The sequence below is a fragment of the Pseudomonas sp. 15C genome (assembly GCF_055484735.1).
The window spans coordinates 85,919-110,929 of sequence record NZ_JBUDGD010000009.1; the positions used below are offsets into that span (position 1 = coordinate 85,919).

Below are 25,011 nucleotides of genomic sequence, written 5' to 3' on the forward strand. Positions count from 1 at the left end.
GGGCCAGCCATTGAGCCGCAAATCAGAAATCCGGGATGCCGATGCTGTTAAGCGAAGCAGAAGGCAACACGGAGCATGGAGATTCAGAGTTAGTGCGAAGACGCTTTCTACGCCTGAAATCAAGAGCCGGCCACCTGATACTGAACTGGCCCTACAACTCCATACAAAGCCGATTCATCGAGTAAGATAACCCCAAATGGGGAAGCCAGGAGCAAGGAACGTGAAGGTAGAGTCACCGAATGAAATATGGGTCAAGGCTGCTTCGTTCGAGGAACGCTGGGATACTCTTAAAGGAGCTGGAGAAGGTGGGCAGGGTGTTGGTTACAAGGTTATTCGCAAGAGTGATCAGAAAATTGCTTTCATAAAAGTCATCCAGGAGAAGAGCCGGAAGAACAGTGAGCGACGCGAAAGATTTTATAGGGAGGCTCTGGCTTACAGATCTCTGGCGGGGCTTGAAGTACCAAGCCTGATTGAGACTAATACGGATCGCCATAAGGACAAGAACATCACGCTGTACATCGCGACCGAATTCATCGAAGGCGACAACATGCGCCAATGGCGCAATCGGGTCCAAAAGGTCAGCCTTGATCAGGCGATTACGACCACTCTGCAGCTTCTGGATACGGTCGCTCAGGCGCATGCAGCCGAAATTCTGCACAGGGACATCAAACCGGAAAACATTATCATGCAGGATGGTGATGTACCGTCTCCCGTGTTAGTCGACTTTGGTATCTCCTTCGACCACAGCCGTGATGCACAGTCGCCGCTTACCCGAGAAGGCGACGAACTCGGCAACAGATTTCTGTCGCTGCCCGAGTTGAATGGAGGCAGTTTGGACAAGTGCAGTCCGGTTTCCGATCTCACTTTGGTCGCCGGGATTTTCTTCTATCTCTTCACTGGTAGAAATCCGACCCAGCTTAAAGATGGGCAAAACAAGCTTCCTCACCAGAGAGAAAAGTCGAGGCCATTTTTTGAAGGGTTTGAGCGAAGTGGCATTCGGAATTTCTTCGATAAGGCATTCGCGTATTCTGTCAGCGACCGGTACCAGAGTCCTGAGTTGATGCGGGCTGACTTGCTCAAGATTCTATCTCGGCACTTGCAGCCAGCGCCGACTGACCGAAAAGAGCGCCTTCAGCGGCTTCTAGAAAATATGGATTTCCAGAGTAATGCCAAACGATCCACGCGCGTTGGACAAGCGCTGGAATGGGCTATACGGGGGTACGGAGAGGTCAGGAACAAGAGCGGTGGTTCCGTGACCGCGCAACAGGTGGATATCAAACCTGGGGCTGAGCTCGGCTATGTAAGGATCCGGTGGGACTTTAATGGCGATTACCAGCTTTGTACCTATCTTTGGGTGGAGGCATCTGGAGGGGAGCTTGTTTGGTATACCTCTTCTGGAGAGGTTTACCGGATAGAAATGGATGCGTCACTTGAGGAGTGGTCGCTAGAGACATTCATCGATGAAGCAGTCGAAGCCGATATGCTCCGAATCCTTGAGCATAAACCTGAAGACCTTCCTGCCGAGTTTGCAAAGCTCCATGTATTACGGGATCGTCTGACTTACTCCTGGGCAGCCGCAACCGAGCTTTCCCATGACCTCAATCTCCCTGTATTTGTAATCGTTCACGATGACACGCAGCCAATGATCCAGCGTGAGCATCTACTAAATGCTGTGCTCGGCGAACGTACGGTTCAGGACGTGATTCTTACCAGCTTTGTCTTGTTGGTAATGAAGCAATCGGTCATGCCGAGACACCTTCAAATTCCAGAGGTCGGGGACTACAGCGCAGTGATTCACGAAGGGCGATGGACACGACAACAACGTCTGGCAGCGAACGGTGAAGCGGCTCGTACCCGTCTGTCTGAGCTGCAGCAGGCTTTTGCCGTTGTGACACCTCAGCCCCTCTAACGACCACCAGCATCACCAGTGGAGGGAACGATCTGTGGCAGAGTGGGAATGGGTGCTGCCGAGCCAGGCAGTAGCGGCTAGTAGGATTACCGGTTGAAAAATCACTTGTAGTAACGGATTAAAAGGAATGGCGCGCTGCTAGATAGCTCCTTTGGCGCTGTATTGGGGGGCTCCCACCACCGTTGCTGGGTGCGCCGGCTCTCCAGTTTGCATGGACGCTCCCAGCAATCGGACGCATCAAAGCCGCAGTGTCAACTTGTCGATCCTACCAGCGGGGTCGGATGCCGCTATCACCAAGTACTTTCCAGACAGTCCATGGGTTTTCACTGAAAGGCGCCCCGAGCCGCTTGCGCTCAATACCTCCACTGCGCCAGTTCCATTGGTGACTTTCCAACCATTGGCGACAAGCTGACCGAACACGAAGGGGGCACTGCCGGCGCTCCCATCTGGAGCATCAACCAAACCCAACTGAATCATGCACGGGGCAAAACCCGGTATGTTCGCCTCGAAGATATTGCGAAGCTCGATAGAGACACTTCGTACTGAGTTCTCCAATTGATCTTCAATCACCTCAAGCGCTGCACCATCTGGTGGAACAAGCCGGACCCGCTGCAACTCGGAACGAGGTGACGGAATTGTATCGGACGGTTTTTTTGGTGCGGACTTTAGGATATCCGCACTAAAGCTATGTGGCATCCAGCTGGGGATGGGCCTGACCGCGAAGTATCGCCAATGTGGTATTGCCATCCGCTCGATTGCAGACACGGAGCCAGGGCAGATCTGCTCCAGGTGCTGAACTACAAGTTCGGAAACAGGTTCTACGCGATAAAGGAGTTCCTCCTCACTCGAAGCGCCGCCGTCGCCATCCCAGAAGACACGTACATCCTGCGCGGCAAAGGGCTCCAAAGAACCGATAGCCAGAGAAATGACCCCGGCATGCTCCATGAGGGTACCAACTGAAGGCCGGAACAACCTCAGCAATGGGGCTTTCGTTGCGGGTTCGACCGGTACAGCAATCGCACGTAGGTCTGCCAGTTTCATTTTGTCGCTGGGTACCGCTGTGAGGGAGACGGCCGTTAGCATGACAAACTCAAGCCCCCCCTGGGCACCGGAGATTTCAATCTCGCCTGATTCAGTCAGAATTTTGCTGTTGTCGACTTCAAACAGGTTAATGAATGCGCGAAGGAACGTCTGTCTGTGAAGATAGGGTGCGATCAGGCCTTGGATCATCGCAAGGCGTAAGGCCGTGTCGCGCTCGGCGCGCAGTTCACTGAAGCAGCGGTTCGCGGCAACCGGATCGCCCTGGAATCGCGTCGCCAGACCAAGATCGCAGAGTGCCGACTCATGCGCACGCCAAATCCGGAATCCTGCGACCGGCTTTTGACACAGCGATGAAAAATCGATAAACGCGCGTGCACTCTTACTTCCACTCACGCGGCTTGCCCAGTCGAGATGCCACCTAGACCCTGACAATTGAGGCGGCCGCGGGTCGTGCACAGCAACATTGGTCAGAGAATCCTCGGAGCGTCGTTCGGGTCTCAGTCCGCTCACCGCTTCCCAAGCGACAGCTCCTAGCCCCACCAATCGCGTTGACTCAGTATCGAACATGTCGCCTGCCGAGCCGAGCGACAACTGCAGGCGATACCGCTGAAAGTCCGACGGCGTAGGGGGCACCGACGTGCCCTGCGGGCTATCATCGGGAGCGTACTCTGGAAGCAGAGTGATCGACCAATCAGGAGGAACGCCAGGCACTATGAACGGGCGCTTCTCTTTAAACTTAATAACCAAAGGTATGGCTTCCTGACCAGGAAGCCGCACACCGCCTTGCGCGTCAATCCTCAAAGGATCGTCTGGGTCTATTACAATACCGACATGGATCTCCAGTGGTGTGCGTGTGGTCCAGTCCCAGCCAATCTCGGCGCGTAGAAGAAGCGTTCCATCGGCTGGATAATCGACCTCCACAGCACCCCAGCTTGGCTTTTGTACGGGCCAGGGCAAAAGCTTGCAACGGGCCGTAACCGGGTTCCGCCAGCGCCCGAAAGTGTCGCTGCAGTGGATGTTGATCGATTTCTCTGTCGGTACGGCTAACGGCAAGGGGGTTGCACCCAGGGGGAAGGTTGGAGCTCCCGCATCTGAGTGATCCTCAGCCTTACCCGTTCCAATATACCGCTGTGGATTACCGTTCTCGTCGATCAAAAAACCTAAAGTCCCCGCCCCAAGGTCGACAAAACTGGCGAGACTGGCCGAACGGCGGTCCAACCGGACGACCAACTCAGTCGATCCTGGCTCGTCGAGCACCGACGGGCCGTGAATCATTCCAGGTTCGATCGTGGCTATCGGGTCGGCTGCGAAGGAAAGGGCCGCGAACTGCTCGCTCACGACCTTTAATCCGGTCGAGGAGAGGTGATGACCCCGCACCCGAATGAGCGGATAGGGGAGATGCCCCAGCGACTCTACTTCGGCATAGATTTCCTCGAGCGATTGGAGCGCGCTAAATGGCGGCTTTATTGGGACCGTCACGGCATGGCCAAGTGTTGTTGCGGTCACAGGATCACTGCCAGCCAGCAACTGCAGCATCTTGGCAGGGCAGTGCGTGAGGAAGACTCCCGACTGGACTTCTGTTTCAAAGGACCGAGCAGGGTTCGATATTATCTCTCCATAATGTCCGGCAATTAGCTGCGCCGGACCACTAGTGAGCGCCATAGCTGCGACCTCAGCGGACTTCCTTCGATGGACACCCAGTTCTAGCACCTTGACAGTGGGCGGCTCCGTATTCATGCGCGCTAACGCATCCATCGCCAGCCGCACATCTAGAATCCCGGCAACGTCATAATTGGTATTGAGATACTGCTGTTGCCTCCAGGCACCTATGCCGGCGATCGCAGGAGCCACAGTGGCCAACTGGGTGAACTCAAGGTTGTGGTTTGGAGGCACCGCGAACGCGCGTAGGTTCTTTAAGGTGACCGCTCCAGTCGCTCGCAAGCCAAATATGCCAGGCCCGATGAATGCTGTGCCATTAGGAGAATGTGCCGGCTGGCGGGTTTCGATAATCTCCTCGCCCGCGGCATCAACAGCAAAGATTACGGCGTCCTGGTCGCCGAGGACGATTGCCGTCACGCACAGCGCCTCCACCGTGCCGAGTGACGTCAGCAGTGAGCCAAGCGATACCTCGAAATGCATGTCGTCGAACTGGATGTCTTCATCGTGGCTGCGGCTAAAGCGCTCCCCGGATAAAGGCTGTGTGCACAATTCGACGTCGAAGGGTTCGGACGCGATACCAAGCGTTGGCTGAACCTTCCAATGCACCGTGGTCATGAACGTTGCATCATGTGGGAAATCGGGAATCGAACTCGTGGGATCGACTGGACCGGATGGATCGTCTGATTGGTCGACCCGCTCGCACTTATTGAGAGGAAACTGCGCCATCCGGGCGTAAATTCTAAACGACATAGCTCTACTCCTCTCTTGTCGAGCGAGCGGCAAGAGTAGTTGCCGCCACTGTCAGCCATGCTAAGTTAGGCAATGCCGACGGAATTCGATCGACAGCGTACCGAGCAAATTCCAAGACGAGATCCCCGCTCACCGCTGCATCAATCCGAACGAGTGCAGAGAAGCCGCTGGATGAAAAAGTGGCTCCCGCGGCGCGGCGCGATTTTTTGTTGTCGATCGATTGCAACAAGAGATCCTCCGGCTCGGCGATGAGCGTCTCAGACGTCGGACCAGAACGTGATGCAATGCGAACGCTCCGGGTTGTGCGCAACAGCGGTTCATTACTTTCAATGAGTAATGCAGTAGGGAGCAGTTTTTTTGACTCCACATCTTTTCGCCAAAGCAACGTCTTGCGCGCTTCACCACTTCGAGAAGGTGCTTCCCCAAGCGAGGCTACCAGCAGGTCCTCAAAAAGCTTCTCCGCAATAACGACGTCGCTTTCGGATGCAAATGCATCGTTGAGCGTCCTGGCAACAACCTTGTGACGAAGCGGCACATTCGTGAGTTGAGCGACATGTGCAGCTAGGTTGGAGTGCAGCGCCGTCGAGAACTGCCAATCGACGAAATGATCCGCTGCGGAGCCCGTTTGCCAAAGTGATCCGTTGGTGTGAACGACATCAACAGCGATCTTATAGCCGCAAAGCGGCCTTAGTCGCACATCAAACCCAATCCAGATGCCGCCTGCGGGTAGGTTGATATTATCTAGACAGGACAGTGGCTTGCCCGTACCCAACTTGGCGATAAGCGCCTCCTTGAGTGCGGACGGCAGCTCGGTAACACTTTGGTTTTCGAATCCCAAGGGGCTGGGAGTTGCCGGATCGACTAAATTGGCGGGATCAACGAGAACGCCACGGTCCCAGCGGAGGGTTCCGGTTTTGTCGAACACCTCAGTTCCACCATCCTCTGTGATTACGACTTTGAGTCTGGCGTCCGGAAACTTCATCAACATTCGTAACGCGTCGGTCGATCCCAGGCAGAAGCCTGGAACGTCCTCGGTGTAATGAAAGCGCTCGCGAGATTGCGGAAACGTGGCCAACAAGTAAGGGATCGCAGACAGGGGCGGCTCATTACTTGTTTTGAACGTGTATGTCGCATTTTCGATGGGGAGGGGCACTCCGTTTATCTCCGAAAGCCACTCAACGCGCACTTCGTAGTCTGAAGCAGGTTCAAGCAACGGGATCGGTTTGCCGACAAGAAAGTCCTTAAGGCTCTCGATCACATCTTGCTGGTGGTTTAGGTCGTTCTGGTAGCGCTCCAATTCGGCTTTGGGAGTGAAGCGAACGCCGCCAAGAATGGCGTCGACCAAATGGTCTGCAGGAACGTCATCGTTGAAATGGATAGTGAGAGACTCAGGATATGAATTCACGCTGATCTGGGGCAACGCGGAGAAATCGATCCGTATGAGCCAGAACCCAAAATTTGCATATCGTGGAAGTGTTTTAAGACCCTCGAAGGCAAGTGTGAGCAGCTTCCACCTCTCTGCATTCTTATAGAATTCGCCCTGCACGTTTTTGTCTTGCAGGTTGCCAACGGCATTCCTATTCCGAAGGTCGTCGTAGGACATGCTCACGACAGAGTTGTCGGAGAGGGCGAGATCAAAATACCAACCATCACCAAGGCCGGCATGGGCCACTAGCAGATCGAGCGATCCATTGAACGCCATGTCGCCTGTTATCAGGACTGTGCTGGAAACACGGAGACGGGGCTCTACCGAAAGCAGTCGTGAATAAAAGGAAAGCACCGGAACTGTCGACTCCGGATCAAGTCCTGGCTCGATAATGCAGGTACCCGGGTAGGGTGGAAAGCCCGGAATTGGATCATTATCCGCTCCCGAACCAGGCCGCGGATTTAGTGCGAATCGTCCCTGCGTCGCGCCACGCCGGCCAATCATGCCCTCAGTCTTCGTGTCACGGAGCACAGCTGGCACAATCCACTCGCCTCCCAAAGGTGTGCCGGCATCGGTGGTTCCAAGTGAATACCAGCACGGCTGCGGGAGCGTGACAACATCGCATATGCTTCCCAGGATACTATCAATCCAAGCACTCAGTTGCTCGGGAGATACTATGGAATTCTTCGCGCTGAGTGGGTCGCGTGTCATTAACGCCAGGATCTTGGGTGACGGAATTCCGCTCTTCGATGGTTGTGCCGACTCCCACCAGCGCGCCGGACATGATTGGTAGTCCACCTCTTCTAATCCGGTCAACCGATGGCGGTAGAGTTTTACGGACTTCAGATTATATTGGGCAGCTTGGTTTCCAAATGTGAATTCAGATTCGTTCTGGTTGAATTTTGGTGCTAGGCCGGCAAAGTCGTTTGCAGCTCCCTCTGTGCTTGGTGGTTGTGCCATCGATAGCGCGATCACAGTGTCGAGCGGTACTGGGCCCGGTACAACTTCAGAACTTCCTATGCGTGAAGCATCCCCGAGCGTGCCATCGATTGGACCCAGACTGCCTTGCCCTCGCAACGAGACATTGGCCCCGCTAATGAGCGTTACACTTAACGCAAGGGGTGGGAGACTTATTGGTTCGGTGAGCGAAGTGCCAATTTTGACTGTTAGACTGCCCTCGATTTCGAAGAACATATCCTTATAGTGTCCGGATATGCTTCCCTCAAGATAAAGGTTTTCTTTCCCATGGCTGTTACGTGAGTAGTCGAGTCTCAGGCTACCCGAGGCTCCAATCGTGAGACCAAACAGTCGGAGTTCCCCCGACAAAACCACCATACCGCCCACGTAAATGCCATCCCCGAAGGACAACAACAGGTAGGTCTGGATTCCTCCCCGGACGCAAAGCGATCCTCCGCCGATTACAAGCTGTGCTCCCAGGCCAAAAGCGACTGCGAGTCCTGGTAGATCCCGCGGCCCCCCCCCGTATATCGGCACACCCTTTATGACTTTCCCTGCAGCCATTAAATAACCGCTGGCTGACAGGCTCGACAGACCGAATAGATTGAGCTTGGCAGTGGCCATCTCAGCGTGATGCCCAATGAAGAAGTGCCAGTTCGCCGTCTCCTTTGAATCTAGGAATAACTGTATAGGCGCCCGTACTGTTACCAGGTCCTTGAACTGAACGTTAACCAGCGCCGATAGCGTGAGTTTGCCGTGCTCGGGATCAATATCCAGCACGCCGATGATTCCGCGCTTCAAATCTTCGGATGCTTTTTGGTTGCCGACTGGCTCTTTAAGAAGGTTCACCTTGGTGAAAATGAGGATGCGCGGACCAGGCTGCTCGATCACAAGCATTGCGTTCATGTTAAGCAGACCGCCAAGCGCTAGTAACTCTACCGTCACGCCAATACCGACAGCAGTGTGGTTCTCTGCGACCTCCCAACTGGCCGGGTAATCCGTGATTGATTTGACGACGTCGCCTTTGACGGATTCGAGCCAAGAGAGCGCGGGCGGTACACCCGGCGTCCCCGGTGGTTCACGGCGCATCATATGCGTCGCTACGACTGCGTCGATGCCAGTCCAGCCAGCCCCTGTGCTAAACACTGGCTTGGGGGCCGCGAAGTGCACCCTGCCGGTGAAAATCGTAGCTTTGGCGTCACTATCTTCGATGTCCGAAACTCGTGCGGCACCGAAAATACGGAAGCCCGATGGGAATTCCAGATCAAGGCTGCCAATAACAGTACGACCGGTACCATCGTTCTTGATAGCCAGTGTTCCGATGCCTTTGACGCCGCCGATCTCGGCTGAGATTTTAGATGGGAACGCGTCGATCTTGACGTTGCCTTCGCCTTCGAGCGGAACCACGAAAACAAAGTCACCAGCTGTGACGATATCGGTGTTTCCGGTTAATCTGAGCCGGATCACCATTTCCCGCGCCGGTTTTCGACGCACCAACACGTCGACGACCTTGAACCATTTCCCTATGCCGGTCACATCCCATAACGCTGGATCGGCGACGGAAAGCTCGTGCAGTCCGCTTGGCACCTGCACCCAGCTAAAAAAGTCCTTGTCATGCAACATGATGCCTGTGCCATCGATGCGGGCCGTGAGTGACCTTGCCGTCTTAAGGTTGTCAGGGCCGAAATCGATGGAGTAATCCGCTTCATAATCGAACAGGAGGGCTGTTTGGTACTCATCCCCGGCGTCTGGCTTGTTTACCTTGGCCGGCTGTCGCTGCATACGAACGCCGATGACACGCAGTTCGTTGACCTTTACGGCTTCTTTAAAGAACCAACCCAGTCCAACCATTGCGTAGAGTTCGCCCATCCCCTGTGCTGACCGAATCGGCACGAAATAGCCGCGCGTCCTGTCGTCCGGTGGATGCGCTCCGTCTGGCGGGTTTACGGGGTTGGACGCGAGAACAATCGGTGCAAGCGTCATGACAACGGCAACCTGGCTGAACGCATCGGCCGTCATGGGGACTGGTTGGTCCTTGTTAAGCGTGGCCAACACCTTGTCGCCCATCGACTCAAGTCCCAGGCTGATCGCCATGCCCGGGTGTTCAGTTCCTTGTAGATCCTTCCACGGCTGTGAGCGCAGAGCCAAGACGGCCGAACGCCCCGCCAGCCATGAATAAGGAGGATCAAGCTGTTTGATCGTGCCACTCACTGAAAAGGCGGCGAGTTGATCCTCGGCAAAGCAGCCGTGTAATCTTGCATCGTTGAAAAGACCGAAATAAGGCTTCGTTGGCTCCGCTTGCATGCCAGCCTCAAAACCTGCATACCATGCCGAGTGGGTCTTGGAGTCTCCTGCACTATCGAAGGAAAAGGCGGCGAGACTTAACCCCAACGACGGCCAACCGTCTTGTCCAGCCTGCGCATCATTCAGTAAATGCAGTCGGATCCCTTCGAACAACACACCTTTGAAGGTCGGGGCTAGGTTGAACTCCACTAGTGCTTTACTGAACAACTTGGCCGCGCTTGGTTCCTTGGGAGTGTCGAGGAGTATTTTGATCCCATCGGTCAATTTATGCGCGAGTTCGAGGCCTATCGTTTGAGTAACATCCATCCATACCTGTACCGCTTCTGATATGCCGGGTGAGAAAAGCTGCACAGTGCAATTATCGACATCTGCGGGTAGTGAACCACCAGGTGTACCGATATTGCGACCGAACAGATCAGTGGAGTACTTAGCTAGATCATCGTCGCGCCATTCAATCCATACGTCTATTCGCCCGATGAGCGTTTGCTCGTCATACTGAGTTCCTGTCGGGGGCGGCGCAAAAGCCTCCTTCGGCACGCCCTTTGTAAGATTGGCGAATCGGACGTCCAGGGCAATCTCAGGTTCGGGTACGGCAACGATTACTAGACCGCAAGGAGCAGCACCTGGAGTTTGTTTATCAAATCTTCCGTCGCCCAGACGTTTACATGGAATGAACAGCGTATCGGTGAGCAATACGCGTGGGTTTAGGAAAAATAGCGTGAGCTTTACCGAAGTAAGTCGGTCATCCTTGCCGAAGCTGATCGTAAGACGATAGGGCGCAGCCCCGCTTAGGTCCGCCGCATATTTGTTTGTTGCTTCAGGCAAGTGTCCGAACCGCAGCGGTCGTTCGCCCCCTTGGCCGACCACTCCTTCGACTTCGACTTCGACCTCGACATCGCCAGTGGAGTCCGGCAGATTGTCGAGCAGGGGTAGGAGCTTGGCTGACCCGTCGAGGAACGCCAACTCGAACAGATCGGGAGTCCATCCAAAGCCAACGCTTATGAAGCTCGGCTTGAACTCTTCAAAAGAGATGCGCTTGGACATTGCTCCTACTCCATAGAGATGGGGACCTCACGAAGTCTAGGATAGGAACGGAAAGTACCGAGGGAAACGCTTTACCCTTTGTCGCCCCGCAACGCCAGATTTGCACTCCGAGATTAGCCCCTCGCGAGTGGCTGCAATTTGCCCGTTTACTGCCTGTCGTAGTTGGCCGAAAGCAGTCTGAATGTGGCCGCAACCGTGGCGTGGCCATGGTGTCGCAGGCCATCGGGGCGGCAATATCCAGGCGCATGCAGTTATTCCGCTACATGAATGCTGGCAGATGCTACCTATGCTTTCTTACGGCCTGAATTTTTCCATCGTCGGCTGTGGAAGTCGGGTCAACATACCTACTTGGGGCGATAATAGCGCTGCGGATCGCCAGTTACTCAGGCCACCAACCTTTTTCCACCTGACCGTAATGTGAACCACTGAACCAGCTTTCTAGCTGTACATCCAAGGTGGTGATCAGTGCCAGATTCTCTTGCAGAGGATCCAGGAGGTCGGCCTGCTTGCGCGCCCAATCGATCCAGACTTGTGCCATTTCTTGATCTACTAGTGGGGTAGATTTCAGGCGATTCTCCACGCCCTTTATAAAGGCTCGTAAGCGCTCGGCACGTTCCCATCGCTCTGTATGTTTAACGAGGTTACGTCTAAGGCGGCGTTGAGTCTCTGAGTTGCGGGCGCGTTCAAGACGACGTCTTTCGTCTTCAGCCCATTCCCGTTCTCTTGCCTCCTCCTTCTCTCGGAGGGCCTTGATAGACACCGATGCGGAACTCAAGCCAGCCAGGATGCTAGACAGTTTTTTCTCGAGGCGTGCGGTCTTGGTGTCCTTCCAGTTTTTCCGTTCTCCATAATCCATTCGCACTTCAATTTGAAAAGTCAGTTCACCCGTTGAGGTCCATTCAAACTGCGGGCTTCGCAGGGACATGAAATTAGGCTCCCAAGGAGCACCGGGGCGGCGCTTGGGGGGCGGCGGCGGTGGTATCGGATGTTTGTCTAATCGCTCCATGAGTCGCACGGCCATGGGCTCGCCGTTAACAGTGACAATGGTTTTTCCTTCAGCGTTGATCTTCCATGAATAACCTTCAGCCTCACCCTCTTTGATCAGTGCATCAAAAAGGATTGCGCAGCGTTCGATCAATGTCGATGAGATCATCACACCCAAGACTCGCTTGTCTGCGTAATCGAGGTAGCCCTCTTTGAGTTTTGAGGCTTTTGCAGTCTTTAGCCATTGACTCACGAGAGTGTGGGGCTCGGTCAATTGAGAGGGGGCTTCAATCGTTCGCTGGACTATCGGTGAGTTCGAATCAGCACCAGTCTTGGCGGGCAGAGTGTCACGGTCGAGAACCTGGAATCGGACCTTACCTTCGACCGGAGGAGGCTTGGGTTTGTGTGGCCGCTGCTTTTCAGATTTTGCCCAGTGGCCGCGACCTGGGAGGGGGATGCCGGCTTTGCGGCAAGCTTTGGCGACGGCGACGTCGGAAACACCAATGTCATGGGCCAATTTGACCATGGGCGTTTCCCATACTTTTTCGAACAGTTCTGCAACGGTGAAACTCACGAATGTGTACATGCAGTCTGTCGCCTTTGTTCATCGCGAATTTTGGGTCACAAAACGGGTTGTCGCGGATGTTAAATTCCGGAGAGCGCTGGGTGCAACAGCCCTATGAGGGAGACCACGTCTCTGTAGCCGCAAACGCTGGAAAAGACAGCATAGACTCGGCTGGTGGGTGCTCGTAGGTTGAGGACAGTACGGCACTAAGCCGATCACCCAGCAGGTTCCAGGCGCGTTTCTTCTCTTCGGCATAGTCATGATGCAGGTAGTGGCGTCTCACCCGAGAACCGGCCAGTACATGGTTTTGGCAGCGATCGATGACGTCCAGGCTGACGCCTAAGGCCTGCATCATGGTCGCGCCCGTACGACGTAGGTCATGGGGTGTCCAGTCACCGTTCTGCCCGCCGGCAAGGACCAGCGTATCGTCGTGACGCCGTCGGGAGAGAGCTTTTCGGTTTTTGAATCTAGCCTGGCGGTCACCCACCTGCTTGCTCACTACTTTCACATCAACATGCTGATCATCCTGCTTGTTCGGAAAACACCACTGAGAGTCGCCCGTGAGGGTCTTGAGTTCCTGAAAGAAATGCAGGGCGAAGGATGAGAGGAAAACATAATGGTCCTGTTTCTTGCCGCGAGTGCCTTTGACGTTTTCGCTGGGGAGGAACCAGGTCTGCTGTTCCAGATTGACATTTTTCCATTCGGCCTTCAGCAGTTCGCCCATCCGGCACAAGGTGCCCAGGCTGATCCAGAGTGCGAGTTGAGTTTCCTTCTTTAACGGTCGAATGCCCTCGTACTTTTGACCGGCGGGGAGGGCATCGTAGTCGGCCGTCATTTGTTGGAAGCAGTTATGCAGTTCCGACAGCTCAGCAGGCGAAAGAATGCGGCTTCTTTCCTCCTCGTAGTCAGCAGGGATCAGCTTATTAATTTCAATCAGATTGGTCGGATTGCCATCAACCAGTAGAGCACGCCAAGGCTGGCGCTTTTCTGCCCATGCAAACATCTGAGTGATATCGGCAAACAAACCAATAGCCTGTCGATTAGCCCCGCGACCAATGACGGTTCGTACCACGCTCCGCAGATCATGTTCATTTACGGAAGACAATGTCTTGTTTTTCAGTGTGGGGTACAGGTCCTTGGTGAAGCGTCGGCGCAGTTCTGCGTTACCGTCTTTCCTCGCTACGCCATTCAGCAGCCATTTTTCTGCCATATCTCCTAAGGTCAGTCCCTTTACCTTGAGCGTTTCGGCGGCGACAAGTTGAGCGTTGACCTCTGCTCGGACTCGCGCTTTTTCGGCTCGTTTATGATCGTTGGGATTCACCCCGGTCGCCACAAGGTCGCGGGCGATGTTCCGTATTTTGCGTATTTCCGGTAGTGATGTGCCTGGCCATGTCCCGCACGAAATATCGGTGAATCTCCCTTCCCATCGGAACTGGTAATAGAACGCGACGGTGATACCTTTTTTCTTGAGTTGGACCTTGCCAGAGAGACCACCGTCTTCCCTGAGCACTCGACCTGCATCGTTCGCGTCTAATGACTCCAGTTCTTTGGCAGTGAGCTTGGTCATGACTTTTCCCTCCAAAAAAATACCCCCACATTTACCCCCACAGAAACGTCAGCTACCGATGGATTTCGTTGGATGGTGCTGGACGTGGTGGAGTGCTGGAGCCCTTGTAGATACTAGCTCGGTGGATTCTTTTTGGGTATTTAGCGATCCGCTGAAATTCGCCAATAACTAGCATGGGGTGCTAGGGGTCGAGTGTTCGAATCACTCCGTCCCGACCATATTTTTCAATGACTTAGCCGAACTCTAGCCAGTTCGGCTTTTTCATGGGCGGGGACTTTTGCGGAGGGCATGCTGTTTTCCTCCTTGGAATGGTCAAGGCCGACCCGCGTGAGCCCGGCTTCGAGTTGCCATGAGATGCTGCGCGTGACGGCAGAAGGTGCTCGCTTTGGTCTTAATGCTATGAGGTAGCCATGTTCATTGGCGCAGCCTCTGGTATATTCGCTGCGCCGAAGGACACATTGGATGCGCAGGGAATGAAGGATAGCAACAGGCTTGAATCTTTAACGTTCTTTAGGTTTATCGCTGCGGCATCTGTCGTGATATTTCACTATGGAAGAGATACCCAGTTTTACAAACTGCTTCCTTCCGTTCTTGCTGCTGGTTCAATTGCAGTAACGTTCTTTTTTGTTCTGTCTGGATTTGTTATTGCATTATCTTCCATCAAGAAAGAGTTTTCTGTTGGCGGTTTCTATGTGGATCGACTCGCCAGAATTTTGCCGGTCTATCTTATAGCGTTGGTTTTAACGCTAGCCCTGATAGGTATAGTGGGAAAAGATACTGAGTTGATTTTATCTGTTTTGATGCTGCAATCATGGGTTAGTCCATATCCATTGTCGCTGAATATGCCAGCTTGGTCTGTGTCCGTTGAGATGGCTTTCTATTTGCTTGCGCCCGCTTTAATCGTTCTGGCAAGAAAAGGGGTGGGCTCGCCAGTAGTGTGGATTGCTGTTTCCTGCGTTTTTTGGCTGGCGACACAGCTTGTGTTGTCATCGATTAACAAGTCTGAGTTTGCAACACTCAACCCATCACGCGCGGTAGATATTGTTTATTATTTTCCACCCGCGCATTTTTGCAGCTTCGTGCTTGGGTTTTCCGGAGGTTACGCGTATTCAAGGCTAAAAGCTGGTGGTGCTTATGCGCAGGCAAAGAATGTCGTTTTATTTATTCTGTCAATTGTTGTTATCTACGCACTGTCAAAAACTGGAAGAGTGATCAATGATTTTTTTGGAGAGAAGTTTGCATATGGGTCAAGCTTCTATGCGGTAGTTTTTTTGTTTTTTATTTATAGTTGTGCAGTTTGCAACCATGCCATTCCTCGGTTCATGAAAGGGAAATTATCTACGCTGCTTGGCGATGCCAGCTACGCGCTTTATATCATGCAGATGCCAGTGTATCTTTTGCTATCCAGGTTTTATCCATCATCTGCTACGGGATATGAGCTCCATTTTTGGACTTACTTTGCACTGCTTCTCGCGGTTTCGGTGTCGCTTCACATATTGGTCGAAAAACCCATCGTAAAAGCCGTGAAGAAGAGACGCCTGGAAGCGAATGAGAAAATAGTAGTTGCCGTTTAGTGCGCCTAAAACAAAAAGCCCGCCATCGAACGGGCTTTTTTCCACGTGAGTACAGCTGAATTTGACTAACGAGCGCGCGAGGGTAATTCCCGCTCGTCGAGCGAATCGCACTCCCTGGCGTGGAATCGTCTCTCAGTAGTAAGCGCAGGCCCTGCGCCAATGACGGGAGAAAATGATGATTGACGACAACAACGGTCCTGAAGCTCCGTATCCGGGACCAGGCGAGCAAACGCCGGACTCTGGCGAGGGCCATGATTCTGGCCTGGAACAGGCTATCTCTGAGCCAAAACAGGGTGCCGACGAGCGACCAGAGGATTGGAATCCGCCACCCGGAAATCCTGGTTCTGACCAGGATGCCCAGACAGGTCGGGATAACGGCGGCGCGAAACAGGCGCCATGAACCTTTACCGTTCACAAGACCCGGCCAGCGTGCCGGGTTTTTTGTTGCCGTCGACCTATGGATGAGTCAGAAACAGACACGAACTCGCCACCCTGCGTTTGTTTCGAACGCCGGGGCGCCCGCGCTGGATACTTCGATCCAGGCGCGGGCGGTCGGCACGTTCACTCCACGATACAGATCCAGCGATGGTTGTATCGGTAAGGTGCGCGGGTGAAATGGATGTCTGAAACTCTATTCATGCCTCGCTCTTGAAGCGCTTCAGTCAGTTTTGCGAGTGTCTCTGCCTGGATAGTCATCACTGTCACCTCGTCAGATTTACTGCGTTCATAATTCTTGACCGAGGGATCAGGTGGCTAATTCATTTTTTCTAAGTTAATGATTGAGGTCGCGCAAATATCTTTGCGCCACTCCAAAGGAGTCGTAAACCTCATCGGAAGCGACGCTAGCTTTCAGCCATTAGCACATCCGACCTAATTGCCCCAGTCCCGGCTCGACTTTAAAGTCCTATCGCCTGACAGCTTGCTGTCAAAATTTTCTGGCATAAAAATCAAAAAGGTCGATCTGCAATGAACTCATCAAGGACTGTCCCGGTTCTCGTTTTACTCGCAACATTCGCGCTCGCGGTCTCTGGATGCCAGACCGTCAAACCGGGCGAAAGTGATCTGAAGGATCGAGCGCAGACCACCATTGGCAAACCCGTTATCAAGGTTTCAAACATCCGCAACGACTTCAATACAACCTACTACACCGCTCAAACCGATGGCGGCGAATACAAGTGCGAACTTCCGAGCGGCCCGATGGTTGCGCTGGGCTCCATGGGCATGGGACTGGGCGCTCAATGCACCAAGCAATGACGGACCGGTTTCTTCGGGACTGAAATGAAAAGGCCAATGTCGATGACATTGGCCTTTTCATTTATGGAGTCCGAGCACAGATCGGATGGTCTGTGAGTTGTCCATTGGAAATTACTGCGTGGGCTTTTTCTCCAGGTCTTTGGAGTCGCTGGACGTGGCGGTATCCTTCTGCGTCTCATGAGGCTCCGCGCCCGCGTTGGCACCTGACGACTCTTCGCCTTTCTTGTTCGCCTTCTCATCATGGTCGCGGGAGCTTTCTGCATGATTGACACCGGGCAGGGCGGTGGCGGGGGTGGCGGCGCCCGCTGTCGCTTCTGCTGCCGATGCATGAAGCGGGCCGATCAGAAACAGACTGGCGAACGATAAGGCGGCGATTGTCCTGTTCATTGCATGAGCCTTCTGCGCGACGGGATGTACTGATTTGGATGAGCCAGCCCGCCAAAGGTGCGAGGTTCTGGACGAGCGGCAGAGCTTGGGATGTATTCGGTTCAAGGATTAGTCTTCGCAGGAAGGCAAATTGCTGGCCCCCGGACTTGATCTGCCCCGGCAAAATCGCCTTTTTTCAAAAGGTTAGGTCGGCTAAATGCGGACGATTGTTATCACCGTTGCGACGCTTTCCCTGGCTTTGATCGCCTCGGGCGTACAGGCAAAAGAGCTGAGCAAGGGCCACCGCTTTGCCTGCACATGGGGCTCGGACATTGCTGCCGGCGCGCAGCGGTCAAAACTGTCTGGAGTCTCGTTGTACGGGGCACGCAAACAATTGCAGGTTCGGCGGTTCCAGCAGCCCTGGATGCGCATGACCGCGATGGGCATTACCGAGCAAACCTATAACAGCAGTTCGAAGTTGAACCCCGCGGCGGTCAAGCAGACTTATTACGAACAGTGCGTACGCCACGAACTGGCACGGCGCTGATGCCGGTGGGCGTAGGTTGACCGGACAGCTCAGGAGTCGCGAGAGCCCTTGGCCACTGCCGGCCCGGCCACCTGCGGCGACGGTTTGGTCTGCATCAATGCATCCAGTGCCTTGCGATAACCCTGGCCGCCGAGGGCCATGCTGTTGTTGTGCGTCGCTCCGGGCACCAGCAGCAGGCGCTTGGGCTGCTCAGCGGCATTGAACAATTGCTCGCTGAAGCGCGGCGGTACGAAGGCGTCCGCCTGGCCATGCACCACCAGCAGTGGCATGTGAATGTCGGCTATCTTGTCGATGGAATCGAATTTCTGTGACAACAGCCAGCGCACGGGTAGCGAGGTATTGGCGACGGCGGCAGCCACGTCGGCCAGCGACGTGAAGGTCGACTCAATGACCAGACCGCGCACGGGTAAGGGGGAGTGGCTGCGTGCAGCGCGCTGTCCGAGCTCAGCGGCCAGGTCAATCGCTACCGCGCCGCCGAGAGAGTGACCATAGATCAGGCGCTTGTTCGGGTCCGGTTGCAGCAGTTGGAAGCGCTCCCACGCAACGCGAGCGTCTTCATAAACACTGCTTTCCGACGGTAGATCACCTTTGCTCTGACCGAAGCCGCGGTAATCGATAGCCAGCACCGAATAGCCCGCTGCGCGCAGTTGCTCGATGCGGAACAACTGACCGGTGAGGTTCCAGCGAACCCCGTGCAGGTAAAGAATCGCTGGCGCATCGGCTTTTTCCGCCGGCCACCACCAGGCATGGATGTTTTGCCCGGCCTTGAAGCTTTTCGGCTGCAGATCGAGCTCCTGCACGCTGCCGGGCAAGCCGCGATACCAGCCAGCGTTGCCCGGTTCGATGCGAAACAGCAGGGTGCGCTCGGTGTGTTCGAGCACGGCACAACTGGTCGGCACGCCGATGATCAACGCGGCCATGCAGGCGAACGCCAGGCGGCGACGGCGCAGACGCGTCATGAAGGACCGGAACATTAAACGTTTCACCTGAGCGCAGACAGAGAACGCCTTTTACCAGATGCCTCGGTCTGCGCGTAATTTTTTCGACCGCTGTCCGGCTGTATTGATTACAAAATGCTGCGATGCCTCAAGTCACCTGCAGCACGATCTTACCGATATGGTCACCTGCCTCCATATGGGCGTGGGCCTTCGCCGCGTCGGTCAGTGGGTAGACCTTATCGATCATGGGCAGGCAGCGCCCGGCAGCCAGCGCCGGCCAGACGTGTTCATGCAGTTGCGCAGCGATTTCGGCTTTTTCCGCTGAGTTGCGAGCGCGCAGCAGCGAGCCGGTGACCACCGCGCGTTTGCCGAGAATGGCCAGCAAGTCGACGTCATTGGCCCGCGCGCCGCCGAGGAAGCCGAGCATGACCAGTCGGCCGTCCATTGCCAGTGCGCTGACATTACTGTTGAAGTACGAGCCGCCCATGATGTCGAGAATTACGTTAACTCCGTGCTTGTCGGTCTTCTCGGCGATCACTTCAGCGAAATCTGCATCGCGATAATTGATCGCCTCGCCACCCAGCTCACGGATCGCTGCGCATTTGTCGGCGTTGCCGGCCGTGGCAAAGGCTTCAATGGCGAATTCACGGCACAGCATCAGCGCGGTAGTGCCAATGCCGCTGGTGCCACCGTGAATCAGCACACGCTGGCCGCGACTCGCGCCGCCGAGACCGAACAAGTTGGCCCAAACGGTGAAGAACGTTTCCGGAATGGCCGCAGCATGCACCCAGTCGAGGCCGGCGGGGATCGGCAGAGTCTGGCCGGCTGGAACCGCACAATATTCGGCATAGCCGCCGCCATTGGTCAACGCGCAGACGCGGTCACCCATGGCGAACTGCTTGACACCTTCACCAAGCGCGACGACTTCGCCGGCGACTTCCAGTCCTGGAATCGGGTTCATGCCGGGCTTCATCGGGTACTTGCCAGCACGCTGCAAGGCGTCCGGGCGATTGATGCCGGCGGCATGCACGCGAATCAGCACTTCGCCGGCGGCAGCGACCGGCAGCGGCACGCGCTTGGGCTGCAAGACTTCGGGCCCGCCGGGCTCAGTGATTTCGATACGGGTCATTTCATTGGGCAGCGACATGTCGACTCCTGTAGGCGTGCGTTCTGTAATGGGAGCTTGCCGGGTAGGCAATGATTCCCCTCAATTTGTGCAACGGTGTGGTTGAGCCGCGACGGGCAGCCACTTCACGGCATGTTCCAGCAGCAGCGCTACAACGATCGCGCCAGCGGCAATCACGAACAACAACGCGTGATGACCGCCACTGGCATTGAACAGCGCCGAATAGGCAAACCCGGCCAAGGCTTGAAACGTGGCGAATGACACCGTGGCGCGACTCCAGGCGATCTGCTGACCATGATGCTCCGGCACCAGCTCATGTACCCGCGCCAGGGCCAGCGGCACGATGCCGGGCGGGAAGGAACCGAGAATCACCGCCAACAACGCCAGTGCCAGAAACGAGTGAGATACTGCGAGCAGGCCGAGAGCAATCGCTTGCACCACCAGCACCCAGCGGATGCCAGAGCGTGCGCCAAGGTGATCGGCGAGAAAACCATAACTCACCGGCCCGACAATCGCGCCCAGACCGTACATCACCCAGATCAGCGCACCGGTATGCGCGCCGGCACCAAGGCCACGTGCAACGTAATCCACCAGAAACACCATCGCCGGCACCAGGCCCGCGGCCATGAACGCGTACTGAGCGAACAACAGATACACCGCGCGCGGTGTTGACTGTACACCCGTCGCTTCATGTGTCACTGGCGGATGCGCAAAGTCGTCCGGCCAGCCGAACCAGCTCAGGGCCGTCAGCACCAGCGCCAGAATGCCAAGGCCCAGCCAGGTGGCCTGCAATCCGAGACTCAACAGCGGCGGCACCAACGTCCCGGAGCCAGCGATACCGAGGCCGATGCCGAGGAAGATCGCACCACTGGCCAATCCTTTGCGTGCTGCCGGCACATGCGGCAGAACGGTTGCAGCCACCAGCACCATGATTGCGCCCCCGGCAATGCCCGACAGCAGCCGCCAGCCGAAGAACCAGCTCACCGACAACGGAAATGCACAGGCAAAAAACGCCGCCGTCACTCCCAGCATCATTAACCGCAGGGCATTTTTATTGCCGAGTTGGCGCGCTGTCGGCCGACCTAGCAGGGCACCGATCAAGTAGCCGACCAGATTGGCTGCGCCGAGGTAGACCACATCATTGGCGCTGAACCAGCGGGCTTCAATCAGCGAAGGGATCAACGGGGTGTAAGCGAAGCGCGCCAAGCCAATGCTGACCAGGCTGGCACAGAGGCCGGCGAAGATCGGCATCCAGATGCCGGATGAGGTAGAAGTACGCATGACAGCGATCTCGTGAAAGGTTTATAGCGCTGAGCATATCCGCTATCGTTGCTGCGATAACGCAGCGATTAAGCGGCGCGCTGATGCATTTTTGCATCAAGGGGAAAACATGAATTGGGATGATGCGCGAATGTTTCTGGCGGTTTGCCGGGAGTCGACGCTGCGGGGCGCGGCGCGGGTGCTGGGTGTGGATCAGGCCACCGTCGGGCGGCGTATTACCGCGTTGGAAAAGACCCTGAGTGCGACTTTATTCCTGCGCACTTCCGACGGTTACGCATTGACTGCCGTCGGCGAAGCGGCGCTCAGGAGTGTGGAGAAAATGGAGCAGTCCGCGCTGGATCTGCAGCGGCAAATCGAAGGGCTGGACGATCGCCTGACCGGCACCGTGCGGGTCAGCACCACCGATTCGCTGGCCATTGATTTCCTGATCCCGGCCATGGCGCGCTTGCATGCCCGGCATCCGGACGTGCGCGTGCAACTGGAGGCGTCCACGCAGATTCTCAGTCTGGCCAAACGCGAAGCCGATATCGCTGTGCGCAACACCCGGCCGGACAATCCAGATCTGATTGCCCGACGCATCGCCCGCTGGCCGGTGGGCCTGTTCGCTTCGCAGGCCTACATCGACACCAATGGCTCACCGCAGCCAGACACGGCGTTCGAAGGTCATGATCTGGTGGTCTATCAACCCTATCTGCAAAGCAAGAAAGATATGACGCTGGTCTGCGAGCCGTTGAATCGCGGACGAATCGTCGCCAGCCTCAGCTCCAGCCTGCTGGTGCGCCGCTCGATTGCGGCGGGTCTGGGTGTAGGAGAAATCCCGGTGTACATGGGCGAACGCGATGGCCTGATCAGATTGTGGCCGCAACGCACGCGTCCGCTGCCGTACGACGTGTGGCTGGTGACCCATGCGGATTTGCGCCATACGGCGCGGGTGAGGGCGGTAATCGAGCAGATTGTCGAAGCGTTTGCGCAGGAAAATGAGTGAGCTCAAGGCTGCTTGGATGAGGCTACGTCGGCTGACGAAAAAGCCTACAAACGTGGCCGAATCGGCCGGCTTGTTGGTATTGGGTAACGGCTTTATCGTTTCCACAGTCTGGTGAGAGTCGCAGGGCTCGCACTGAAACGATCGACCACGGAAGGTCTCGGTAACCACCAAAGGTGACGAATTGAAAGCCAGGGAAATGAGGCAATGTTCAGACAGTGATCCATTCAACGACAGCCGGAATACGCACACCATGAGCAGCATAAGCCGCGAAGAGTTCGATGCCAGGATCGAGACCATAGAAGCAAGGATGGATGCGCGGATGGAGGGCGTATCGATGCGTATCGATGCATTTCTGGCGGCTCAGGCCGAGCGGGACAAGGCAGACTCCCGGATTCGGTCAGAGATGGACAGGGCGCAGTCGGAGCGAGACAGGGCGCAGTCGGAGCGGGACAAACGCTTCGAATTGATGTCCTCAGCGATCCAGAACATTGCACAGGAATCGAAAGAAGCCATCAGGCAGGCGAGCACGACGAAAGCCAATGTCTGGGCCGCCGCCGCCGTTCAGTTGGTGGGGCTCGTCGCCATCGTTGTCGGTGCCTGTTATGCCAATCAGGCCAACACTTATGCAGCGGTCCAGACGACGTTGGCGGCGATTCAGGCGGGCAAGGAGTTTACCGTGCCCATACCGCCGATGCTGCCGTGGAGCAAATCACCCGAATAAAAAACGGCCTTCTTTGGAAGGCCGTTCTCATAAGTGTAGAAACACTGCGTCATGGCATCTGCGGCAACTCCTGCGGCCGCAGGTCAAACACCAGCACCTCGGCATCGACACCGTTGCTCAAGGTCAGCAACTGTTCTTCGCGAACCCGCACGCCATCGCCTTCCTGCAATGGCTGGCCATTGAGTTCGACACTGCCGCGTGCCACATGCACATACGCGTAACGGTCGGCCGGCAGTTTCAGCGTGGCGCTTTCTTCGCCGTCGAACAGCCCGGCGAACACGCGCGCGTCCTGGCGAACTTTCAGCGAGCCGTCCTTGCCGTCGGGCGAGATGATCAATTGCAGGCGACCGCGTTTTCTTTGCGCGCTGAAATGCTCCTGCTGGTAGCGCGGTTTGGCACCGCTGACTTCCGGCACGATCCAGATCTGCAGAAAATGCACAGGCTTGGTGGCCGAATGGTTGAACTCGCTGTGCGCCACGCCGCTGCCGGCGCTCATCAATTGCACGTCGCCGGGGCGGATGACCGAACCGGTGCCCAGCGTGTCCTTGTGTTCCAGCGCACCTTCCAGCACGTAGGAAAAGATCTCCATGTCGCGGTGCGGGTGCTGGCCGAAACCTTTGCCGGCGGCAACGCGGTCGTCATTGATCACCAGCAGGTCCGAGAAACCCTGTTCGCGAGGGTTGCGATAGCTGGCGAAGGAAAAGGTGTGAAACGACTTCAACCAGCCATGATTGGCGAGGCCACGATCGGAGGCTTTGCGAAGAGTCAGCATGATTAAGATCTCCTGGCGGGACGTTTATTCGTCCGAGTGAGGAGAAGGTTACTGTTAACCATGAAATCCAATAAGTAGGTGAAAACTGAAAGACTGTCTCGGTGAGGTTGACAGTTGTGCGAGGCCGCTCACACAATTTTTCGCGCTTGAGACGTCTTGCCTGGTCATAATGTCCGGCCTGTCTCATGTTCCCCGATTGAAGCGACGTGCTCCCATGAAAACCGTGGCAATGGTGCTGTTTCCCGACTTTCTCCTGCTTGATATGGCCGGGCCGCTGGAAGTGTTTGCGGTTGCCAACCGCTACCTCAAGCCTGACGCGCACTATCAGTTGGTCACCCTGGGAACCGAGCCCGGCGCGCTGCGAGCGTCCAACGGTGTGATGGTCCAGGCTGATCGGACAATCGACGAAGATACCGAGCGCTATGATCTGTTGCTTGTGCCCGGCGGCCCCGGCGCCTACAACCAGCAGTTTCCTGCCTTGTTCGCCTGGCTCAAAGGCGCCGTGCAACGGGCCGAGTATTACGGTTCGATCTGCACTGGCGCTTTTGTACTGGGACATGCCGGTCTGCTTGACGGCTATCAGGTGACCACTCACTGGAATTACACCGAGCGGCTGATCCGGGCGTTTCCCAAGGCCGACGTCGCCACCGATCAGATCTATATCGAAGATCGCAACCTGATCACCTCTGGCGGTGTGACCGCTGGTATTGATATGGCATTGGCCGTGGTGGCCCGCGATCACGGCAAGAAGCTTGCCCAGGATGTCGCCAAGGTCCTGCTGGTGGTGATGAAGCGGCAGGGCGGGCAGGCACAGTTCAGCCCGTTGATGGCGGCCGTGGCGCCGCAGGAAACCCCGATCACCCGCGCGCAGAGCTACGTGCTCGAGCACCTTGACGAAGCATTCACGGTCGAGCGCATGGCGGCTATTGCCAATATGAGTGCGCGGCATTTCGCCCGGGTGTTCGCCCGGGAAATCAACATGACACCGATGGAGTTTCTGCAAAGCGCCCGCGTCGACTGTGCGCGAAATCTTTTGGAAACCAGCGAGTTGCCGCTGAAGACCGTGGCGTACAAAAGCGGCTTTGGCAGCGTCCGGCACATGCGCTCACTGTTCGCCGAAAAGCTCGGCCTGACCCCGGCGCAGTATCGCGAACAGTTCAGCTAGAGCGTTTCTGTCCGTCTGGCGCCTCGGTATGTCCGTATTGCGCCCCGTGTCGCCGTTGTCGCGTCATCGAACGCTG

Annotated in this window: 16 protein-coding genes and 1 tRNA gene; 8 read left to right on the top strand and 9 right to left on the bottom strand. The window is 55.9% G+C overall.

The genetic code is table 11. From position 1 onward, the window contains the following. Positions 1 to 220: 220 nt before the first annotated feature. Entirely contained in the window at positions 221 to 1,909 is a 1,689-nt protein-coding gene (locus tag ACYYKW_RS07525; RefSeq protein WP_464989773.1) for a serine/threonine protein kinase, read from the top strand. A 237-nt stretch (positions 1,910 to 2,146) separates the two neighbouring features. On the opposite strand, the gene ACYYKW_RS07530 is transcribed toward ACYYKW_RS07525, so the two are convergent. From ACYYKW_RS07530 to ACYYKW_RS07545, 4 genes are all read right to left on the bottom strand, one after another. After that, on the bottom strand, positions 2,147 to 5,359 hold the full coding sequence (locus ACYYKW_RS07530; RefSeq protein WP_464989774.1) for a hypothetical protein: 3,213 nt from the start codon (positions 5,357 to 5,359) through the stop codon (positions 2,147 to 2,149). 4 nt (positions 5,360 to 5,363) lie between these two features. Further along, a complete protein-coding gene (locus tag ACYYKW_RS07535) occupies positions 5,364 to 11,090 on the bottom strand; it encodes a hypothetical protein (protein WP_464989775.1) in 5,727 nt (1,908 codons plus the stop codon). Positions 11,091 to 11,469: 379 nt separating this feature from the next. Next, positions 11,470 to 12,660: a hypothetical protein gene (locus tag ACYYKW_RS07540; RefSeq protein ID WP_464989776.1), complete on the bottom strand. Its 1,191-nt coding sequence runs from the start codon at positions 12,658 to 12,660 to the stop codon at positions 11,470 to 11,472. A 91-nt stretch (positions 12,661 to 12,751) separates the two neighbouring features. Further along, positions 12,752 to 14,206, bottom strand: coding sequence for a tyrosine-type recombinase/integrase (locus ACYYKW_RS07545; RefSeq protein WP_464989777.1), 1,455 nt, complete (start codon positions 14,204 to 14,206; stop codon positions 12,752 to 12,754). 78 nt (positions 14,207 to 14,284) lie between these two features. Here ACYYKW_RS07545 and ACYYKW_RS07550 point away from each other — a divergent pair. From ACYYKW_RS07550 to ACYYKW_RS07560, 3 genes are all read left to right on the top strand, one after another. Continuing rightward, positions 14,285 to 14,424, top strand: a tRNA-Ser gene (locus ACYYKW_RS07550). A gap of 192 nt (positions 14,425 to 14,616) precedes the next feature. Next, entirely contained in the window at positions 14,617 to 15,780 is a 1,164-nt protein-coding gene (locus tag ACYYKW_RS07555) for an acyltransferase family protein (RefSeq protein WP_464989778.1), read from the top strand. Between the two features lie 966 nt (positions 15,781 to 16,746). Further along, positions 16,747 to 17,034, top strand: a complete 288-nt coding sequence (locus ACYYKW_RS07560) for a hypothetical protein (RefSeq protein WP_090282685.1) — start codon at positions 16,747 to 16,749, stop codon at positions 17,032 to 17,034. A gap of 111 nt (positions 17,035 to 17,145) precedes the next feature. Here the strand turns inward: ACYYKW_RS07560 and ACYYKW_RS07565 are convergent, their stop codons facing one another. Continuing rightward, the gene (locus ACYYKW_RS07565) at positions 17,146 to 17,421 is read right to left on the bottom strand and encodes a hypothetical protein (RefSeq protein WP_464989779.1); all 276 of its coding nucleotides are present in this window, start codon (positions 17,419 to 17,421) and stop codon (positions 17,146 to 17,148) included. A 196-nt stretch (positions 17,422 to 17,617) separates the two neighbouring features. Here ACYYKW_RS07565 and ACYYKW_RS07570 point away from each other — a divergent pair, with 196 nt between their 5' ends. Further along, a complete protein-coding gene (locus ACYYKW_RS07570) occupies positions 17,618 to 17,947 on the top strand; it encodes a hypothetical protein (protein ID WP_090282687.1) in 330 nt (109 codons plus the stop codon). Positions 17,948 to 17,976: 29 nt separating this feature from the next. Here the strand turns inward: ACYYKW_RS07570 and ACYYKW_RS07575 are convergent, their stop codons facing one another. The 3 genes from ACYYKW_RS07575 to ACYYKW_RS07585 form a co-directional block, all read right to left on the bottom strand. Next, a complete protein-coding gene (locus ACYYKW_RS07575) occupies positions 17,977 to 18,921 on the bottom strand; it encodes an alpha/beta hydrolase (protein ID WP_093102760.1) in 945 nt (314 codons plus the stop codon). Between the two features lie 112 nt (positions 18,922 to 19,033). Continuing rightward, positions 19,034 to 20,032 carry an NAD(P)H-quinone oxidoreductase gene (locus tag ACYYKW_RS07580; RefSeq protein WP_464989780.1) on the bottom strand — a complete coding sequence of 333 codons (999 nt, stop codon included), beginning with the start codon at positions 20,030 to 20,032 and terminating at the stop codon, positions 19,034 to 19,036. 60 nt (positions 20,033 to 20,092) lie between these two features. Beyond that, positions 20,093 to 21,292, bottom strand: a complete 1,200-nt coding sequence (locus ACYYKW_RS07585) for a YbfB/YjiJ family MFS transporter (protein ID WP_464989781.1) — start codon at positions 21,290 to 21,292, stop codon at positions 20,093 to 20,095. Positions 21,293 to 21,401: 109 nt separating this feature from the next. On the opposite strand from ACYYKW_RS07585, the gene ACYYKW_RS07590 reads away from it, so the two are divergent. Both ACYYKW_RS07590 and ACYYKW_RS07595 read left to right on the top strand, forming a co-directional pair. Further along, complete coding sequence (locus ACYYKW_RS07590) at positions 21,402 to 22,277, top strand: LysR family transcriptional regulator (RefSeq protein ID WP_336354446.1); 876 nt, start codon at positions 21,402 to 21,404, stop codon at positions 22,275 to 22,277. A gap of 250 nt (positions 22,278 to 22,527) precedes the next feature. Next, entirely contained in the window at positions 22,528 to 22,998 is a 471-nt protein-coding gene (locus ACYYKW_RS07595; protein WP_090282692.1) for a hypothetical protein, read from the top strand. A gap of 49 nt (positions 22,999 to 23,047) precedes the next feature. Here the strand turns inward: ACYYKW_RS07595 and ACYYKW_RS07600 are convergent, their stop codons facing one another. Beyond that, the gene (locus ACYYKW_RS07600; protein ID WP_090282693.1) at positions 23,048 to 23,770 is read right to left on the bottom strand and encodes a pirin family protein; all 723 of its coding nucleotides are present in this window, start codon (positions 23,768 to 23,770) and stop codon (positions 23,048 to 23,050) included. Between the two features lie 214 nt (positions 23,771 to 23,984). Between ACYYKW_RS07600 and ACYYKW_RS07605 the strand changes: the two genes are divergently transcribed. Continuing rightward, a complete protein-coding gene (locus ACYYKW_RS07605; protein WP_090282694.1) occupies positions 23,985 to 24,935 on the top strand; it encodes a GlxA family transcriptional regulator in 951 nt (316 codons plus the stop codon). The last annotated feature ends 76 nt before the right edge of the window (positions 24,936 to 25,011 follow it).

Bases quoted from the DNA above. Each gene is read 5' to 3' on its own strand.
- ACYYKW_RS07565 (WP_464989779.1), bottom strand. From the start codon at position 17,421: ATGAACAGGACAATCGCCGCCTTATCGTTCGCCAGTCTGTTTCTGATC.
- ACYYKW_RS07585 (WP_464989781.1), bottom strand. From the start codon at position 21,292: ATGCGTACTTCTACCTCATCCGGCATCTGGATGCCGATCTTCGCCGGC.
- ACYYKW_RS07555 (WP_464989778.1), top strand. From the start codon at position 14,617: ATGTTCATTGGCGCAGCCTCTGGTATATTCGCTGCGCCGAAGGACACA.
- ACYYKW_RS07605 (WP_090282694.1), top strand. From the start codon at position 23,985: ATGAAAACCGTGGCAATGGTGCTGTTTCCCGACTTTCTCCTGCTTGAT.
- ACYYKW_RS07535 (WP_464989775.1), bottom strand. From the start codon at position 11,090: ATGTCCAAGCGCATCTCTTTTGAAGAGTTCAAGCCGAGCTTCATAAGC.
- ACYYKW_RS07590 (WP_336354446.1), top strand. From the start codon at position 21,402: ATGAATTGGGATGATGCGCGAATGTTTCTGGCGGTTTGCCGGGAGTCG.
- ACYYKW_RS07600 (WP_090282693.1), bottom strand. From the start codon at position 23,770: ATGCTGACTCTTCGCAAAGCCTCCGATCGTGGCCTCGCCAATCATGGC.
- ACYYKW_RS07545 (WP_464989777.1), bottom strand. From the start codon at position 14,206: ATGACCAAGCTCACTGCCAAAGAACTGGAGTCATTAGACGCGAACGAT.
- ACYYKW_RS07530 (WP_464989774.1), bottom strand. From the start codon at position 5,359: ATGTCGTTTAGAATTTACGCCCGGATGGCGCAGTTTCCTCTCAATAAG.
- ACYYKW_RS07540 (WP_464989776.1), bottom strand. From the start codon at position 12,660: ATGTACACATTCGTGAGTTTCACCGTTGCAGAACTGTTCGAAAAAGTA.
- ACYYKW_RS07575 (WP_093102760.1), bottom strand. From the start codon at position 18,921: ATGTTCCGGTCCTTCATGACGCGTCTGCGCCGTCGCCGCCTGGCGTTC.
- ACYYKW_RS07580 (WP_464989780.1), bottom strand. From the start codon at position 20,032: ATGTCGCTGCCCAATGAAATGACCCGTATCGAAATCACTGAGCCCGGC.
- ACYYKW_RS07560 (WP_090282685.1), top strand. From the start codon at position 16,747: ATGAACTCATCAAGGACTGTCCCGGTTCTCGTTTTACTCGCAACATTC.
- ACYYKW_RS07595 (WP_090282692.1), top strand. From the start codon at position 22,528: ATGAGCAGCATAAGCCGCGAAGAGTTCGATGCCAGGATCGAGACCATA.
- ACYYKW_RS07570 (WP_090282687.1), top strand. From the start codon at position 17,618: ATGCGGACGATTGTTATCACCGTTGCGACGCTTTCCCTGGCTTTGATC.